Origin of the sequence: Salmonella sp. 3C (assembly GCF_025426275.1) — a bacterium.
GTDB classification, from domain to species: domain Bacteria; phylum Pseudomonadota; class Gammaproteobacteria; order Enterobacterales; family Enterobacteriaceae; genus Salmonella; species Salmonella enterica.
The window spans coordinates 1,199,027-1,217,367 of sequence record NZ_CP104858.1 but is presented as its reverse complement, the minus strand read 5'-3'; the positions used below and the strand labels follow the sequence as shown (position 1 = coordinate 1,217,367).

Genomic DNA, 18,341 nt, shown 5'->3' with positions numbered 1-18,341 from the left:
AGTAAAAATTCTGAATATACCTGGAGGTTTTCATGGCTGTCGCTGCCAACAAACGTTCGGTAATGACGCTGTTTTCTGGTCCTACTGACATCTATAGCCATCAGGTCCGCATTGTGTTGGCTGAAAAGGGTGTTAGTTTTGAGATCGAACATGTGGAAAAGGACAATCCACCTCAGGATCTGATTGACCTCAACCCGAATCAAAGCGTTCCGACACTGGTGGATCGTGAGCTGACCCTGTGGGAATCTCGCATCATTATGGAATATCTGGATGAGCGTTTCCCTCATCCGCCGCTGATGCCGGTTTATCCGGTCGCGCGCGGTGAAAGCCGTCTGTACATGCACCGTATTGAAAAAGACTGGTATACGCTGATGAACGTCATCGTAAACGGGTCTGCTTCCGAGGCCGACTCTGCGCGTAAACAACTGCGTGAAGAGCTGCTGGCGATTGCGCCGGTATTTGGTCAGAAACCGTATTTCCTGAGCGACGAATTCAGCCTGGTTGATTGCTACCTGGCGCCTCTCTTGTGGCGTTTACCGCAGTTGGGTATTGAATTCAGCGGCGCAGGGGCGAAAGAGCTGAAAGGCTATATGACCCGCGTCTTTGAACGTGATTCTTTCCTGGCTTCTTTAACCGAAGCTGAACGTGAAATGCGCCTCGGTCGGGGTTAACCTGTATGGATTTGTCACAGTTGACGCCGCGTCGTCCCTATCTGTTGCGTGCTTTCTACGAGTGGTTGCTGGATAACCAGTTGACTCCGCATCTGGTGGTGGATGTGATGCTGCCTGGCGTGCATGTCCCTATGGAATATGCGCGCGATGGGCAAATCGTCCTCAATATTGCGCCGCGGGCGGTAGGTAATCTGGAGCTGTCTAATGATGAAGTGCGTTTTAATGCGCGCTTCGGCGGCGTTCCCCGTCAGGTTTCTGTGCCTTTGGCTGCGGTGCTGGCGATTTACGCCCGTGAAAACGGCGCAGGCACCATGTTTGAGCCTGAAGCCGCCTATGATGAAGACGTTGTCAGCTTAAATGATGATGACAATACCGCAGGCGCGGAAAGCGAGACCGTGATGTCCGTCATTGATGGCGATAAGCCCGACCACGATGACGACAGTAGTCCTGATGACGAGCCGCCTCCGCCGCGTGGCGGACGTCCGGCACTGCGCGTAGTAAAATAATCAACAGGCCCTGAAGGGCCTGTTTTGTTTGGCCTCCTCGCGGGTTCACCCTGCTTTTGAAGCTGTGTTACGATAAGCTTGCTATTATTTGCCACCGACCACTCATGAATGGACGTTATGAACGCATTTGATTCGCAAGCAGAAGATTCACCGACATCCCTCGGGCGTAGTTTGCGCCGCCGCCCGCTGGCGCGTAAAAAACTGTCTGAAATGGTTGAGGAAGAGCTGGAGCAGATGATCCGCCGTCATGAGTTTGGCGAGGGAGAACAGCTACCGTCTGAACGTGAATTAATGGCCTTCTTCAATGTGGGACGTCCCTCCGTGCGTGAAGCGTTAGCTGCGCTGAAGCGTAAAGGTCTGGTGCAAATCAATAACGGCGAACGCGCCCGCGTCTCGCGCCCCTCTGCTGATACCATCATCAGCGAACTGTCGGGTATGGCGAAAGATTTTCTTACTCATCCTGGCGGCATCGCTCACTTTGAACAGCTACGGCTTTTCTTTGAATCCAGCCTGGTACGCTATGCGGCGGAACATGCCACCGACGAGCAGATCGCGTTGTTAACGAAAGCGCTGGAAATTAATAGCCAGTCGCTGGATGACAACGCGCTGTTTATTCGTTCGGATGTCGAGTTTCACCGGGTGTTGGCTGAAATTCCCGGCAATCCGATCTTTATGGCTATTCATGTTGCTCTGCTGGACTGGCTAATCGCCGCTCGCCCAAGCGTTCCCGATCGTGAGCTGCATGAACATAATAACGTGAGTTATCAACAGCATATTGTGATTGTTGATGCCATTCGCCAGCGAGATCCCGATAAAGCGGATCGCGCTCTGCAAACCCACCTCAATAGCGTTTCCGCTACCTGGCACGCACTCGGTAAAAAAAGTCAAAAAATGCGGTAGCGATCGCACCTCCGATCCCGGTTTAGTGAAGCAGATCGCACTATAAGCGTTCTGTATTATTTGCTGCTTATTTGATCTGGTATAACAGGTATAAAGGTAGGTAGTTAATATATTCATCATCCGTAGAGGTAGGTATGGCAAAAGCATTGCAAGGCGTAATGGCGGCGTTGTTGACCCCATTTGATCATCAGCAGCAACTGGATAGCGAAAGCCTGCGCCGTCTGGTGCGTTTTAACATTGGGCAGGGTATCGACGGGCTGTACGTTGGCGGTTCCACCGGGGAAGCATTCGTACAGAGCCTTGCTGAAAGAGAGCAGGTACTGGAGATTGTCGCCGAAGAGGCGAAGGGAAAAATCACGTTGATCGCCCATGTCGGGACAGTAAGCACCGCAGAAAGCCAGCAGCTTGCCAGCGCCGCAAAGCGTTACGGTTTTGATGCGGTCTCTGCGGTGACGCCTTTTTATTACCCTTTCAGTTTTGAAGAGCACTGTGACCATTATCGGGCAATCATTGATTCCGCAGATGGATTGCCGATGGTGGTATACAACATTCCGGCGTTAAGCGGCGTAAAACTTACCCTCGATCAGATCAATACGCTGGTGACATTACCGGGCGTGAGCGCGCTGAAGCAAACCTCCGGCGATCTCTTCCAGATGGAGCAGATCCGCCGCGCGCATCCGGATCTGGTGCTGTACAACGGTTATGACGAAATCTTCGCTTCCGGTCTGCTGGCGGGCGCGGACGGCGGTATCGGCAGCACATACAACATTATGGGCTGGCGTTATCAGGGGATTGTTCAGGCATTACGTGAGGGCGATGTGGCGAAAGCGCAGCGCCTGCAAACCGAGTGCAATAAGGTTATTGATTTACTGATTAAAACCGGCGTATTCCGCGGCCTGAAAACGGTCCTGCATTATATGGACGTGCTATCGGTGCCGCTGTGTCGTAAACCGTTTGCGCCTGTTGATGAAAAATACCTGCCGGCGCTCAAGGCGCTGGCTCAACAACTGATGGAAGAAAAGGCGTAACAGCATAATGCCGGGGGCGCTACGCTTGCCCGGCCTACAACAGTGCGAACAGTAGGCCGGATAAGGCGGAGCCGCCATTCGGCATAACGACAACAAAAATCGTCGGGAGAGTAAAATGAGTACTTCTACCCAGAACATCCCGTGGTATCGCCATCTCAACCGGGCGCAGTGGCGGGCATTTTCCGCTGCCTGGCTGGGATATCTGCTTGATGGTTTTGATTTTGTGTTGATTGCTCTTGTACTGACTGAGGTACAAAGCGAATTTGGGCTGACGACGGTACAGGCGGCAAGCCTGATTTCTGCGGCTTTTATCTCTCGCTGGTTCGGCGGGTTATTACTGGGCGCGATGGGCGATCGCTATGGGCGTCGTCTGGCGATGGTCAGCAGCATCATTCTGTTTTCGGTGGGAACCCTGGCATGCGGGTTTGCGCCCGGTTACACCACCATGTTCATCGCCCGACTGGTGATTGGTATGGGCATGGCGGGCGAATATGGTTCCAGCGCGACCTATGTGATTGAAAGCTGGCCAAAACATTTACGCAATAAAGCCAGCGGTTTTCTGATTTCCGGCTTCTCCGTCGGCGCGGTCGTTGCCGCGCAGGTGTACAGCCTGGTGGTGCCTGTCTGGGGCTGGCGCGCGCTGTTTTTCATTGGCATTTTGCCAATTATCTTCGCTCTCTGGCTGCGGAAAAACATTCCGGAAGCGGAAGACTGGAAAGAGAAACACGCGGGTAAAGCGCCGGTACGCACGATGGTCGACATTCTTTATCGGGGCGAGCATCGCATCATCAACATTTTAATGACTTTCGCCGCCGCCGCTGCGCTGTGGTTCTGTTTTGCCGGTAACCTACAAAATGCTGCGATTGTGGCGGGGCTGGGACTACTGTGCGCGGTTATCTTTATCAGCTTTATGGTGCAGAGCAGCGGTAAACGCTGGCCCACTGGCGTCATGCTGATGCTGGTGGTACTGTTTGCTTTCCTCTATTCCTGGCCGATTCAGGCGCTATTACCCACTTATCTGAAAACCGAGCTGGCCTACGATCCGCATACGGTGGCGAATGTCCTGTTCTTTAGCGGATTTGGCGCGGCGGTTGGTTGCTGCGTAGGCGGTTTTCTTGGCGACTGGCTGGGAACGCGTAAAGCATATGTCTGTAGCCTGCTGGCCTCGCAAATCCTCATTATTCCGGTCTTTGCGATTGGCGGCACAAACGTCTGGGTTCTGGGTCTGCTACTGTTTTTCCAACAGATGTTGGGGCAGGGGATTGCCGGGATTCTACCGAAACTGATCGGCGGTTACTTCGATACCGATCAGCGCGCGGCGGGGCTGGGCTTTACTTATAACGTCGGCGCGCTCGGCGGCGCGCTGGCGCCGATCCTGGGAGCGCTGATCGCTCAACGTCTGGATTTGGGCACTGCGCTGGCATCGCTCTCTTTCAGCCTGACGTTTGTCGTGATCCTGCTTATTGGGCTTGATATGCCGTCTCGCGTACAGCGTTGGCTACGTCCGGAAGCGTTACGCACCCACGATGCTATTGACGACAAACCGTTCAGCGGAGCCGTACCGCTTGGCAGTGGTAAAGGTGCCTTTGTAAAAACGAAAAGTTAATCCGCTTGCCCGGTTTTCAACCGGGCAATATTTGTAAGGGAGTAGTATGTCGTTACTTGAACAACTGGATAAAAATATTGCCGCTTCTGGCGGCCTGATTGTCTCCTGCCAGCCCGTTCCGGGCAGTCCGCTGGATAAGCCGGAGATTGTAGCGGCAATGGCGTTGGCAGCGGAACAGGCGGGCGCGGTTGCGGTGCGTATTGAAGGCATAGACAACCTGCGTATGACCCGCTCGCTCGTTTCGGTACCCATTATCGGCATTATCAAACGCGATCTGGACGACTCTCCAGTGCGCATTACCCCTTTTCTCGACGATGTAGATGCGCTGGCACAGGCCGGAGCAGCTATTATCGCCGTTGATGGAACCGCTCGGCAACGGCCGGTAGCCGTTGAGGCGTTGTTGGCGCGCATTCATCACCACCATCTACTGGCGATGGCCGACTGCTCATCCGTGGACGATGGTCTCGCCTGTCAACGGTTGGGCGCGGACATTATCGGCACGACAATGTCCGGCTACACCACCCCCGATACGCCGGAGGAACCCGATCTGCCCTTAGTCAAAGCGTTGCATGACGCCGGATGCCGGGTAATAGCCGAAGGGCGCTATAACTCGCCAGCACTGGCAGCGGAGGCGATCCGCTATGGCGCATGGGCGGTGACGGTGGGGTCCGCCATTACCCGTCTGGAACATATCTGTGGATGGTATAACGACGCATTAAAAAAGGCGGCGTCATGACTACATTAGCAATCGATATTGGCGGTACTAAACTTGCCGCCGCGCTCATCGACAAAAACTTGCGCATTAGCCAGCGTCGCGAGCTACCGACCCCCGCGAGCAAAACGCCGGATGCGTTACGTGAAGCATTAAAGGCGCTGGTTGAACCACTACGGGCAGAGGCGCGTCAGGTAGCGATAGCTTCTACCGGGATCATTCAGGAAGGGATGCTGCTGGCGCTAAACCCCCATAATCTGGGCGGATTGCTACACTTTCCGTTAGTACAAACACTGGAAACGATCGCTGGCCTGCCGACGCTGGCGGTGAACGACGCGCAGGCGGCGGCCTGGGCGGAGTATCACGCGCTCCCTGATGATATCCGCGATATGGTATTTATCACCGTTTCAACCGGCGTTGGCGGCGGCGTTGTCTGCGACGGCAAGCTCCTTACCGGAAAAGGCGGTCTGGCCGGGCACCTGGGACACACCCTGGCGGACCCACACGGGCCCGTATGCGGCTGTGGACGCGTTGGCTGCGTAGAGGCCATCGCCTCTGGACGAGGGATGGCCGCGGCGGCGCGGGACGATCTGGCGGGATGCGACGCCAAAACCCTATTTATTCGCGCTGGCGAAGGTCATCAGCAGGCGCGACATCTGGTAAGCCAATCCGCGCAGGTAATAGCGCGAATGATCGCCGATGTGAAAGCGACTACCGACTGCCAGTGTGTGGTCATTGGCGGCAGCGTAGGGTTAGCTGAGGGATACCTGGAGCAGGTTCGCGCGTTTTTGATGCAAGAGCCTGCGCCTTATCACGTGGCGCTGAGCGCCGCTCGCTATCGGCATGACGCAGGATTATTAGGCGCTGCGTTGTTAGCTCAAGGAGACACATTATGATGATGGGGGAAGTACAGTCGTTGCCTTCTTGCGGGTTGCATCCGCGATTGTTGGATGCCTTGACTCTCGCGCTGGCGGCAAGGCCGCAGGAGAAAGCGCCGGGGCGCTATGAATTGCAGGGCGACAATGTCTTTATGAATGTAATGCAGTTAACGACGCAAATGCCGGCCGAGAAGAAAGCGGAATTGCATGAACAATACATTGATATTCAGCTACTACTAACCGGCGTCGAGCGTATTGCGTTTGGGATGTCCGGTGCCGCTCGCCAGTGCGAGGAGATGCACGTTGAAGAGGATTACCAGCTTTGTAGTCAAATTGTCGACGAGCAGACTATTACGCTGCAAGCGGGGATGTTTGCTGTGTTTATGCCAGGAGAACCGCATAAACCGGGATGTGCAGTGGGTGAGCCGGATGACATCAAGAAAGTGGTAGTGAAAGTACGCGCCAGTCTGCTGGCGGCCTGAATCTCTTGCCGGAGCAGTCTTCCGAACGCAGCCCCTTACGGGCTGCGTGGTGAATGTGCCGGAGAGCGCGGGTATGACGGGTTAACGCTTAAACGTCACGGCTTCCGGCTGGGTCAGGTGCAGCGTCGTCTGGCTCGGCACCGTCTCGGCAATCACTCGCCCGTGGCGAATCGAGTAACGCGCAGGCGTCTGGCGACGTACCGCATCGAATCCATTCTCAGCGGGTAAGATAACCAGATTCGCGGCATTGCCGACGCTCAGACCGTAGTCCTGTAAATGCAGGGTTTTTGCGCTGTGGGTAGTGATCAGATTTAACCCGTCGTTGATTTGCCCATACCCCATCAACTGGCAAACGTGTAACCCCATATGCAGCACCTGCAGCATATTTGCCGTGCCTAATGGATACCACGGATCGAAGACGTCATCATGGCCAAAGCAGACGTTGATCCCCGCTTCCAGCATCTCTTTCACTCGCGTGACGCCACGACGTTTCGGGTAAGTGTCAAACCGTCCTTGCAGATGAATATTCACCAGCGGGTTGGCGACGAAGTTAATCCCCGACATTTTCAACAGACGGAACAGGCGTGACGCATACGCGCCGTTGTACGAGTGCATAGCCGTGGTGTGGCTGGCGGTCACGCGCGCCCCCATGCCATCGCGATGCGCCAGCGCCGCGACCGTTTCGACAAAGCGAGACTGCTCGTCATCAATTTCGTCGCAGTGCACATCGATCAAGCGATCGTATTTTTGCGCCAGGGCGAAGGTTTTGTGCAGCGATTCAACGCCATATTCACGCGTAAATTCAAAGTGCGGAATGGCGCCAATAACGTCAACGCCCAAACGCACGGCTTCCTCTAACAGCGCTTCACCGTTGGAATAAGACAGAATACCTTCTTGCGGAAAGGCGACAATTTGCAGGTCTACCCACGGCGCAACCTCTTGCTTCACTTCCAGCATGGCTTTCAGCGCGGTGAGCGTAGGATCTGAAACGTCAACGTGAGTACGAACGTACTGGATGCCGTTAGCCATCTGCCATTTCAGGGTCTGCATCGCGCGCGCTTTCACATCTTCATGCGTGAGCATTGCTTTACGTTCTGCCCAGCGCTCAATCCCTTCAAACAGTGTGCCGGACTGGTTCCAGCTCGGTTCACCCGCCGTTTGCGTGGTATCCAGGTGGATATGTGGCTCAACAAACGGTGGAATAGCCAGGCCGCCTTCGGCATCAAGCACTTCGCCCTGCGGTAACGATGCGGCTTCCTGAGGCTCAATCCGGCTAAAGCGCCCGTTTTCAATCGTAATCTGCCATAATCCTTCGTGTCCCTGCAGACGCGTCTGACGAATAGTGATGTTATTGTTCTGCATGGCTGACCTCTGGTGATTTAGCAAGGCTGCGGTTGAAAAGTGGATTCAGCAGGATATAGCTGAAGACGCCGCCGAGTACGGCGTTGACGGGCACAATACCCGGAACATAATGTCCGGCGGCGATGCCCAGCGCGACGGAAAGAATAGCAATCCAGTTAACGGGAATAAAGCGCACGGTGTTGAAGTCGGCATAGCGGCGGCGGTTCAACAGATAGTCGGCAATAATCACTCCGCCAATCGGTGGGATGGCAGATGACAGGAACGTCAGCCAGCCGACAAAATTATTGTAAAGCCACAGCGCGCACACGGTACCGATAATCCCGTTCACCACCGACAGCGTACGGCTGGAAAGACCGGTAATATTGGCGAAGCCCAGACCCGATGCGTACAGCGCGTTATCGTTGGTGGTCCAGATATTCAGGCCAAGCACCACAATCGCGGGCAGCAGCAGCCCCTGCGCTATCATCACGTCAGAGATATCCGCCTGACCGACGGCGGCAGCGCCTGCCGCGCCAAAGATAAACATCAGCGAGTTGCCGAGGAAAAAAGCGACCATCGCAATCAGTACGGCGCTTTTGGCATGACGCCCGAAGCGGACGAAGTCGGCGGTCAATGTACCGGCGCTGACAAACGAGCCCACCACCAGCGCCAGCGCGCTGGAAAAATCCAGCGGCGTCTGCGGCACTATCGTTTTTAAATGCTCCAGCCCACCCACGCCGCTGACCGCCAGCCAGACGGAGTAGCTGCCCAGTATAACGATCGCGGGTACGGCAATGATAGACAAAATGGTCAACGCCGAGATGCCGAAAAAAATGGTCAGGGTCATCAGTAGACCCGAAATGGCAATCAGAATATTGGCATCAATGCCCGTCGCTTTACTGACCGGAATAGCGAACATCGCTACGCCAACGCCAAACCAGCCTACCTGTGTGCCGCCTAGCAGCAGCGAGGGAAGCCATGATCCTTTAACGCCAAAGGAGTAACGTGCAAGGAGGTGGGTGGAGAGTCCGGTTTTTGCGCCGATGTAACCAAGAAATGCAGTGTAGATACCGAGGAGGAGATTACCGAAGAGAACTGCGAGGAAGAAATCGTGATAGGTAAGACCGGTGCCGAGTGTCCCTCCGGTCCACATACTGGCGGAAAAAAACGTTAAACCCAACATGACAAACGTCAGTGGAATCACGCCCTTCCGCGCCGCCAGAGGGACGGGGCCCTGGCTATAATTGTTGTCCTGCGACACAACGCCTCCATGAATTTTGCCCAAAAAATCCGCCGCATAATATACAGTTCTAAGAATAAAGCAAACGTTTTCGTATGATATTTTTTTGATAATTATTCATGATATTAATGGTTCGTTAGTTTTTCTCCGTTGTCAGTGAACCACCGCGTGTGAGTTGAGTTTCCAGCATGGTTTGCGAACGAATAAGTTCGTCTGTGAGTAATTTTTCGTCGGGCAACTGCACTTTGTACTCGCTCGCCATGATGGTGTTTGGCAGGCCAGTCAGCGCGTAATGCGCTTCCCCCGCGCCTTTCCCTGCGCACAAAACCAGGCCGACTGGCGGGTTTTCTCCGGGCATTGTCCAGTGCTCTTTGGCATAGTTCAGGTACATATTCATCTGCCCGGCATCCGCATAACCGAATTTGCCTACTTTCAGGTCAACGAGCAACAGGCAGCGCAAGCGACGATGGAAGAACAGCAGATCGACGCGGAACCAGCTATCGTCTATGCGTAGTCGGCGTTGGCGGCCAACAAAAGCAAAATCGTCACCGAGCTCCAGCATAAAGTCCATCAGGTGGCTGAGCAGCGCGTCTTCGAGATCTGATTCGGAATACTCGTCCTTCAGGTTAAGAAATTCCAGAATGAACGGGTCGCGTATGGCTTGCTCCGGCAAAACGTTTGGCTCGGCGGGTGCAGGCTGCTGCAACATGGCGGATTTGTCGTGGGACAGTAGCGTTCGTTCGTAAAACTGAGTGGCGATTTGCCGATCGAGCTGCCTAACTGACCAGCCGTTACGTAGCGTCTCTTTCTCGTAAAAAGTGCGGGCATCGGGATTTTTTACCGACAAGAGGCGGACATACGCTGACCAGGGAAGAGGGAATGTTTTGGCGAGCGGTATGAGATTTGAAAATTCCGCAGACAGTGTCTGCGGAATTTCAATGTGTTGAAAACAAAGATAAAATGTACGAATTTGCCATAGGTTTCTGGTGGAAAAACCGCGCTTATAGCGCTGACTTAAATCTACCGATAATCGTTCGATAAGCTGAGTACCATAGGCCGCTCGCGCTTCTCCTCCCTGTTCAAATTCGACAATGCGTCGGCCAATTTCCCAGTAGGTGGCAGTCATAATGGCATTGATGCTGCGCACGGTCTCGGTACGTGCCGTATCGACCAGACGAATAATACCGTCATGAATTTGCTGATATTCATCAGACTGTGGCACTAAAGTTGGATTCGTCATGTCATCCCTTACGTGATAGTTTTATTGTGAAATTAGAACGCTATCAATACGCTTCAGGCGTAAACGGATCAATCCATGAACGGATTTTACATGGCATTACATCTCGATTTACGAGCGGGTTTCCAGAATCGGCAGGAGAGATATTGAGGAGAGGAATATCGGCTCCCCAGCCATCAGCCAAGGCAGTAAGCGGGGGAGCCGGAAGGGTTATACTTCGAGGTAGTTCATAATCCCGTCAGCCGCTTTACGGCCTTCGGCAATCGCCGTCACCACCAGATCGGAACCGCGCACGATGTCGCCACCGGCGAAGATTTTCGGGTTGCTGGTCTGGAAAGCATTATCGCTGCGTTCCGGCGCGATAATTCGTCCCTGCGAGTCCAGTTCCACGCTGTGTTTCGCCAGCCATTCCATGCTGTGTGGACGAAAACCAAACGCCATCACCACCGCATCAGCCGGAACCACATGCTCGGAACCGGCGACGATCTCTGCCCGCCGACGGCCTTTGGCATCCGGTTCGCCCATTTCAGTGCGCACCATTTTTACGCCGCTCACTTTGCCGTTGGCATTGACTTCAATGCCCAGCGGTTGAACGTTAAACTGAAATTCGACACCTTCCTCGCGCGCGTTCTTCACTTCGCGTCTGGAGCCCGGCATGTTCTCTTCATCACGACGATAAGCACAGGTTACGTGCGTTGCGCCCTGACGAATGGAGGTACGTACGCAGTCCATTGCGGTATCGCCGCCGCCCAGCACCACCACGCGTTTGCCTTCCATGCTGACATATGGTTCGTCGCTGGTTTCGCCAAACCCCATGATCTGCTTCGTATTGGCGATCAGGAACGGCAGAGCGTCGAAAACCCCGTCCGCATCTTCATTTTCCAGCCCGCCGCGCATCGACTGATAGGTGCCGACGCCAAGGAATACCGCATCGTAATCTTTCAGCAGATCTTCAAGCTGTACATCACGACCCACTTCGGTATTAAGTTTGAACTCAATACCCATGCCGGTGAAGATCTCACGGCGGCGGGTCATGACTTCTTTCTCCAGCTTGAAGGCCGGGATACCGAAGGTCAGCAGACCACCGATTTCCGGATGGCGATCAAAGACCACCGCCTTCACGCCGTTGCGGGTCAGCACGTCGGCGCACGCCAGCCCTGCCGGACCTGCGCCGATTATCGCTACCCGTTTGTCCGTCTGGCGTACGCCGGTCATATCCGGGCGCCAGCCCATCTCAAACGCTTTATCGTTGATATAGCGCTCAATGTTACCGATGGTCACTGCGCCGAACTCATCGTGCAGCGTACAGGAGCCTTCGCACAGGCGGTCCTGCGGGCAGACGCGGCCACACACTTCCGGCAGGGTGTTGGTCTGGTGCGATAGCTCAGCCGCCTCAAAAATACGCCCTTCGTTAGCCAGTTTCAGCCAGTTCGGGATGTAGTTATGTACCGGACATTTCCACTCGCAGTAGGGGTTCCCGCAGGACAAACAGCGATCCGCCTGGGCTTTCGCCTGACCTTCAGAAAACGGTTCGTAGATTTCAACAAACTCGATCTTACGGAGCTTCAGCGGTTTCTTCGGCGGATCAACGCGCTGCAGGTCGATAAATTGATAAACATTCTGGCTCATTTCAATTCCTTACTGCGCCTGCACGCGCAATTCTGCCGCACTACGACTACGGTGGCCCAACAGGGCTTTGACATCGCTGGACTTGGGCTTAACTAACGCGAATTGGGTTGAGAAGCTTGACCACCTGGACAGGATCTCTTCGCCGCGTTGCGAACCAGTATGCTGCACGTGCTCGGTGATCAGGCCGCGCAGATGCTCTTCGTGGATAGCCAGCGAATCAACGTCCAGTACTTCTACCAGTTCCGGGTTCACGCGTTTACGGAATTCGCCATCTTCGTCCAGCACATAGGCGAAGCCGCCGGTCATCCCCGCGCCGAAGTTAACGCCGGTTTTACCCAGCACGCAGACGATGCCGCCGGTCATGTATTCACAGCCGTTGTCGCCGATGCCCTCTACTACGGTAATCGCCCCGGAGTTACGCACGCCGAAACGTTCGCCCGCGCGGCCCGCCGCGTACAGACGGCCACCGGTGGCTCCATACAGGCAGGTGTTGCCGATAATGCTGGCTTTATGGCTGAGGAAGGCGGAACCTACCGGTGGTCTGATGGCGATCAAACCGCCTGCCATACCTTTACCGACATAGTCGTTGGCATCGCCAGTCAGATATAACTCTACGCCGCCCGCGTTCCACACGCCAAAGCTCTGGCCTGCGGTACCGCTGAAGTGCGCTTTAATCGGATCGGAAGCCAGCCCCTGATCGCCGTGGGTCTGTGCGATGTAGCCGGAAAGCGACGCGCCGACGGAACGATCGGTGTTGCGGATGTCGAACCAGAAGGTTTTGCTCTGGCGCGCATCGACAAACGGTTTCGCCTGCTGCAACAGTTGCGCATTCAGCACGCCGTTATCAAACGGCGGGTTATTTTCGGTGCAGTACAGCGCTTTACCCGGATGAGGTTCAGCGGTTTCCAGTAGACGAGACAGCGCCAGCTTCTGCTGTTTAGCGGTGAAGCCCTCCAGCTCTTTCAGCAGGTCGGTGCGGCCAATCAAATCCACCAGGCGGGTCACGCCAAGCGAAGCCATCAGCTCGCGCACTTCGCGGGCGATAAATTCAAAGTAGTTGGTTACCTTGAACGGCAGGCCGTGATAGTGGTTCTTACGCAGTTTTTCATCCTGCGTCGCCACGCCGGTTGCGCAGTTGTTCAGATGGCAAATGCGCAGGTATTTACAGCCCAGCGCCACCATCGGGCCGGTGCCGAAGCCGAAACTTTCCGCACCGAGAATTGCCGCTTTAATGATATCGACGCCGGTTTTCAGACCGCCGTCCACCTGCAGACGAATCTTGTGACGCAGACCGTTGGCGACCAGCGCCTGCTGGGTTTCAACAAGTCCGAGTTCCCACGGACAGCCCGCATATTTCACCGAAGAGAGCGGGCTGGCGCCGGTACCGCCGTCGTAGCCGGCGATAGTGATCAGATCCGCATAGGCTTTCGCCACGCCGGTCGCGATGGTGCCGACGCCCGGTTCGGACACCAGCTTCACGGAGATCATCGCCTTCGGGTTGACCTGTTTGAGGTCGAAAATGAGCTGCGCTAAGTCCTCGATAGAGTAAATATCGTGGTGCGGCGGCGGGGAGATCAGCGTCACGCCCGGCACTGAATAGCGTAGTCTAGCGATATACGGAGTGACTTTATCCCCCGGCAACTGACCGCCTTCGCCCGGTTTCGCGCCCTGCGCGACTTTAATCTGAATCACATCGGCATTGACCAGGTACGCTGGCGTCACGCCAAAACGGCCGGAAGCCACCTGCTTGATACGCGACACTTTATTGGTGCCGTAGCGCGCCGGGTCTTCGCCGCCTTCGCCGGAGTTGGAGTTGCCGCCGAGGCTGTTCATCGCTTCCGCCAGCGCTTCGTGCGCTTCCGGACTTAATGCGCCGATAGACATGGCTGCGGTATCAAAGCGTTTAAACAGCTCACTGGCGGGCTCAACCTCGTCGATAGTCACCGCCTCGCCGTCTGGATGTATCGCCAGCAGATCGCGCAGCGTTGCCGCCGGACGCTCATTGACCAGTTTGGCGTATTCCTGATAATCGCTGTATTCGCCGCTCTGTACCGCCTGTTGCAGGGTACGCACGACATCCGGGTTATAGGCGTGATATTCGCCGCCGTGGACGTACTTCAGCAGGCCGCCCGGGCTAATGGGTTTGCGCGCCAGCCAGGCGCGTTTGGAGAGATTCAGCAGATCCTGCTGGAAGTCATCAAAGCTCGCGCCGCCGATACGGCTGACCACGCCCTGGAAGCACAGGTTTACCACATCATCGTGCAGTCCGACCGCTTCAAACAGTTTGGAGCAGCGGTAAGAGGCAATGGTCGAAATGCCCATTTTGGACATAATCTTGTACAGCCCCTTGTTGATGCCGTTACGGTAGTTCTGCATCACGGTACGGTAGTTTTTGGCGATGGCCTGGGTATCAATCAGACGCCCCAGCGTTTCGTAGGCCAGGTACGGATAGATAGCCGTTGCGCCAAAGCCGAGCAGTACCGCAAAGTGATGCGGATCGCGGGCGCTTCCGGTTTCTACGATGATGTTGGCGTCGCAGCGCAGGCTTTGTTCTACCAGACGCGTTTGCACCGCGCCCACCGCCATCGGCGCGGGGACCGGCAGGCGATTCTTACCGATATTGCGATCCGAGAGGACCAGCAGCACGGTGCCGTTGCGCACCATCTGTTCCGCTTTATCGCACAGCGCCTTAACCGTCGCGTTCAGTGTGGTTTCGGTCACGTCGAAGGTGATATCCAGACGGTCAGCGCGATAATGCTCCTCTTTCATGGTGGTGAGCTGTTTGAAATCGGAGTACAGCAGAATTGGCGATTTAAAACTCAGGCGATGGGCCTGACCTTCCGCTTCGCAGAAGACGTTCATTTCGCGACCGATGCTGGTGGCGAGCGACATGACGTGCGCTTCACGCAGCGGGTCGATAGGCGGGTTAGTGACCTGCGCGAACTGCTGGCGGAAGTAGTCGTAAATAATACGCGGCTGGCTGGAGAGCACGGCAAAGGGGGTATCGTCGCCCATTGAACCGACGGCTTCCTGGCCGTTTTCGCCCAATACGCGGATAACCGAGTCCAGCTCTTCGGCGCTGTAGTTAAACTGTTTCTGATAGCTGGCGAGCAGGTCATCGTCCAGTTCGCGGCTACCAACTTCTTCATCAGGCAGCTCTTCAAACGGCACCAGGCGGCGGACGTTTTTCTCCATCCACTCTTTATATGGATGGCGGCTTTTCAGATCGTCATCGGTTTCCGCGGAATGCAGAATACGTCCGCCGCGGGTGTCGATCACCATCAGCTCGCCTGGGCCGACGCGGCCTTTCTCGACCACTTCATCCGGCTGATAGTCCCAGATACCGACTTCGGAGGCGCAGGTGATCAGCTTATCTTTGGTAATGACGTAGCGTGCCGGGCGCAGGCCGTTACGGTCAAGGTTACAGGCGGCGAAGCGCCCGTCGGACATCACGATGCCTGCCGGACCGTCCCACGGCTCCATATGCATGGAGTTAAAGTCAAAGAAGGCGCGCAGATCCTGGTCCATATCGGGGTTGTTCTGCCAGGCGGGCGGCACCAACAGGCGCATGGCGCGGATGATGTCCATCCCGCCTGCCAGCAGCAGTTCCAGCATGTTGTCCAGCGAGCTGGAATCCGAACCGGTTTCGTTAACAAACGGCGCAGCGGACTGTAAATCCGGGATCAGCGGCGTCTGGAATTTATAGGTACGGGCGCGCGCCCACTGGCGGTTGCCGGTGATAGTGTTAATCTCGCCGTTATGCGCCAGGTAGCGGAACGGCTGCGCCAGCGGCCAACGCGGCACGGTGTTAGTGGAAAAGCGCTGGTGGAACAGACAGATGGCCGATTCCAGACGCAGATCCGCAAGATCCAGGTAGAAACGCGGCAGATCCGCCGGCATACACAGACCTTTATAAATGTTGACCAGGTTCGACAGGCTGCATACGTAGAAATCCTTGTCGTTCTGCAGGCGTTTTTCAATGCGTCGGCGGGCGATAAACAGACGGCGCTCCATATCGCGCGGACGCCAGCCCGCCGGAGCGTTGACAAAAATCTGCTCAATACGCGGCAGGGAGGAGAGGGCGATTTCACCGAGCACGCCTTCATTGGTGGGCACATCGCGCCAGCCGACAGTCGACAGGGTTTCCTGCTGTAATTCTTCTTCGACAATATGGCGTGACGCGGCGGCCAGTTCAGGATCTTTATTCAAAAAGATCATCCCGACGGCGTAGTTTTTGGCTAAGCGCCAGCCGCGCTCTTCGGCCACGATGCGAAAGAAACGGTCAGGTTTTTGTAACAGCAAGCCGCAACCGTCGCCGGTTTTACCGTCGGCAAGGATCGCGCCACGGTGCTGCATCCGGGCCAGCGCGTGTATGGCGGTACGCACTACCTTGTGGCTAGGTTCGCCTTCTATGTGGGCGATCAGGCCGAAACCACAGTTATCCTTCTCAAGGGATTTATCGTACAACATATCAGTGAACCTCCCCAGGCTCTACGGGACGCTCTCCCAACCGACGGCGCGCGGGCACAGCAAGAGCATGGCGACGGGGCTGGCGCATCATACGCTTACCTCGCATTCGCCCTCTTTGTGTCCTTTGCGCATTGGTAAATACGGTTAAGAGGGAATCTCAATTACTGCATAAATATGATGAGCAGACGGCTCATCCAGAAAGCTTCCAGCGGATCCCCAACTTATCGGGAATCCACACCCAGGTCAAATGGCAAACTGATTTATGCAAAAGTGTGCTGTAGCACAGATAACTTTTTGAATATATTGAAATTAAAAGGTTTTTTATAGAGGGGCTGCTAATACGGAGCGGCAGAAAGCCTGTGATCTGTCTCACTATAAGAGCCGCTCGCCAGACGTTATCTGACCTTTCTTTTTCAAAAATCTTGGCATTTTATGCTGTTTTAAGCGTGAGCAGTATTGAATGCTACTGTTTTTATCGATGACCCAGCAGACGCTGAAAAAAGAGGGGAATATCAGGAAAAATCATCAACGGGATTATGAATGAAATGTCGTTTATTTTGCTTGATTATGCAACGGATAAAAGCCTTCCGGGACGATTGATCCAGGTCATCGCCAAAGGAGACTAAAAATGGCAGGCTTTGGCCTCTTTTTAAGAGGCGGTCTATCAGATTATGCAGTTACAGAAATTAGTCAATATGTTTGGTGGGGATCTTTTACGTCGGTATGGGCAAAAGGTTCATAAGCTGACGCTTCATGGCGGTTTTAGCTGCCCTAACCGCGACGGCACCATCGGGCGTGGCGGTTGCACCTTCTGTAATGTCGCCTCTTTTGCCGATGAGGCGCAGCAGCATCATTCGATTGCCGAGCAGCTTGCGCATCAGGCGCATCTGGTGAACCGCGCTAAACGTTATCTGGCCTATTTCCAGGCCTACACCAGCACCTTTGCGGAAGTGCAGGTGCTGCGTTCCATGTATCAACAGGCGGTCAGCCAGGCCAGTATCGTCGGGTTATGCGTCGGTACGCGTCCGGATTGTGTCCCGCAGGCAGTAGTAGATTTACTGTGTGAATATAAAGATCAAGGCTACGAGGTATGGCTGGAACTGGGATTGCAAACCGCGCACGATAAAACCCTGCACCGAATTAACCGCGGGCATGACTTCGCCTGCTATCAGCGTACCACCCGGATTGCCCGGGAGCGCGGGCTGAAAGTGTGTGCGCATCTGATTGTGGGGCTGCCGGGAGAAGGGCAGGCAGAATGCCTGCAAACCATGGAGCGTGTGGTGGAGACGGGCGTTGACGGTATTAAACTGCATCCGCTGCATATTGTGAAAGGCAGTACGATGGCCAAAGCCTGGGAAGCGGGGCGGCTGAACGGCATCGAACTGGACGACTACACGCTAACGGCAGGTGAGATGATTCGTCATACGCCGCCGGAGGTGATTTATCACCGAATTTCAGCCAGCGCTCGCCGTCCGACGCTGCTTGCCCCGCTGTGGTGCGAGAATCGCTGGACGGGGATGGTTGAGCTGGACAAATACCTGAATGAGCATGGCGTACAGGGCTCTGCGCTGGCCCGTCCCTGGATACCACCTGTAGCGTAGCGTGATGAGGGGCGCTACGCATATTTCGCACAATATTCAA

General features: G+C 55.2%; 14 protein-coding genes. 9 read left to right on the top strand and 5 right to left on the bottom strand.

Annotation, left to right across the window (positions count from 1 at the left end; all coding sequences use genetic code 11):
- Positions 1 to 32 precede the first annotated feature (32 nt).
- The 8 genes from sspA to nanQ all read left to right on the top strand — a co-directional run bounded on the left by sspA (position 33) and on the right by nanQ (position 6,783).
- Positions 33 to 671 (top strand): stringent starvation protein SspA, encoded by a 639-nt coding sequence (gene sspA, locus N7E69_RS05790; RefSeq protein ID WP_000257298.1) that lies wholly within the window; start codon positions 33 to 35, stop codon positions 669 to 671.
- Positions 672 to 676: 5 nt separating this feature from the next.
- On the top strand, positions 677 to 1,177 hold the full coding sequence (gene sspB, locus N7E69_RS05785; protein WP_000366112.1) for a ClpXP protease specificity-enhancing factor: 501 nt from the start codon (positions 677 to 679) through the stop codon (positions 1,175 to 1,177).
- Positions 1,178 to 1,285: 108 nt separating this feature from the next.
- The gene (nanR, locus tag N7E69_RS05780) at positions 1,286 to 2,077 is read left to right on the top strand and encodes a transcriptional regulator NanR (RefSeq protein WP_000382926.1); all 792 of its coding nucleotides are present in this window, start codon (positions 1,286 to 1,288) and stop codon (positions 2,075 to 2,077) included.
- A 134-nt stretch (positions 2,078 to 2,211) separates the two neighbouring features.
- Positions 2,212 to 3,105 (top strand): N-acetylneuraminate lyase, encoded by an 894-nt coding sequence (nanA, locus tag N7E69_RS05775; RefSeq protein WP_001029665.1) that lies wholly within the window; start codon positions 2,212 to 2,214, stop codon positions 3,103 to 3,105.
- A 115-nt stretch (positions 3,106 to 3,220) separates the two neighbouring features.
- Positions 3,221 to 4,711, top strand: coding sequence for a sialic acid transporter NanT (nanT, locus tag N7E69_RS05770; RefSeq protein ID WP_000108071.1), 1,491 nt, complete (start codon positions 3,221 to 3,223; stop codon positions 4,709 to 4,711).
- Positions 4,712 to 4,757: 46 nt separating this feature from the next.
- Positions 4,758 to 5,447, top strand: a complete 690-nt coding sequence (locus tag N7E69_RS05765) for an N-acetylmannosamine-6-phosphate 2-epimerase (protein WP_000054439.1) — start codon at positions 4,758 to 4,760, stop codon at positions 5,445 to 5,447.
- Entirely contained in the window at positions 5,444 to 6,319 is an 876-nt protein-coding gene (nanK, locus tag N7E69_RS05760) for an N-acetylmannosamine kinase (RefSeq protein ID WP_000208970.1), read from the top strand. Before N7E69_RS05765 ends, nanK begins: the two co-directional genes overlap by 4 nt.
- The gene (nanQ, locus tag N7E69_RS05755) at positions 6,316 to 6,783 is read left to right on the top strand and encodes an N-acetylneuraminate anomerase (RefSeq protein ID WP_000979905.1); all 468 of its coding nucleotides are present in this window, start codon (positions 6,316 to 6,318) and stop codon (positions 6,781 to 6,783) included. The genes nanK and nanQ overlap by 4 nt, the downstream gene beginning before the upstream one ends.
- An 81-nt stretch (positions 6,784 to 6,864) precedes the next feature.
- On the opposite strand, the gene N7E69_RS05750 is transcribed toward nanQ, so the two are convergent.
- The 5 genes from N7E69_RS05750 to gltB form a co-directional block, all read right to left on the bottom strand.
- Positions 6,865 to 8,145, bottom strand: a complete 1,281-nt coding sequence (locus tag N7E69_RS05750; protein ID WP_001752161.1) for a cytosine deaminase — start codon at positions 8,143 to 8,145, stop codon at positions 6,865 to 6,867.
- Positions 8,132 to 9,385, bottom strand: coding sequence for a cytosine permease (gene codB, locus N7E69_RS05745; protein ID WP_000076269.1), 1,254 nt, complete (start codon positions 9,383 to 9,385; stop codon positions 8,132 to 8,134). The genes N7E69_RS05750 and codB overlap by 14 nt, the downstream gene beginning before the upstream one ends.
- Positions 9,386 to 9,500: 115 nt before the next feature.
- The gene (locus tag N7E69_RS05740) at positions 9,501 to 10,604 is read right to left on the bottom strand and encodes a YhcG family protein (RefSeq protein WP_000184321.1); all 1,104 of its coding nucleotides are present in this window, start codon (positions 10,602 to 10,604) and stop codon (positions 9,501 to 9,503) included.
- A gap of 207 nt (positions 10,605 to 10,811) precedes the next feature.
- Positions 10,812 to 12,230, bottom strand: a complete 1,419-nt coding sequence (gene gltD, locus N7E69_RS05735) for a glutamate synthase subunit GltD (RefSeq protein WP_000081705.1) — start codon at positions 12,228 to 12,230, stop codon at positions 10,812 to 10,814.
- Positions 12,231 to 12,239: 9 nt separating this feature from the next.
- Positions 12,240 to 16,700 carry a glutamate synthase large subunit gene (gene gltB / locus N7E69_RS05730; RefSeq protein ID WP_000965036.1) on the bottom strand — a complete coding sequence of 1,487 codons (4,461 nt, stop codon included), beginning with the start codon at positions 16,698 to 16,700 and terminating at the stop codon, positions 12,240 to 12,242.
- Positions 16,701 to 17,371: 671 nt separating this feature from the next.
- On the opposite strand from gltB, the gene N7E69_RS05725 reads away from it, so the two are divergent.
- Positions 17,372 to 18,301 carry a TIGR01212 family radical SAM protein gene (locus N7E69_RS05725; RefSeq protein WP_001176879.1) on the top strand — a complete coding sequence of 310 codons (930 nt, stop codon included), beginning with the start codon at positions 17,372 to 17,374 and terminating at the stop codon, positions 18,299 to 18,301.
- Positions 18,302 to 18,341 lie beyond the last annotated feature (40 nt).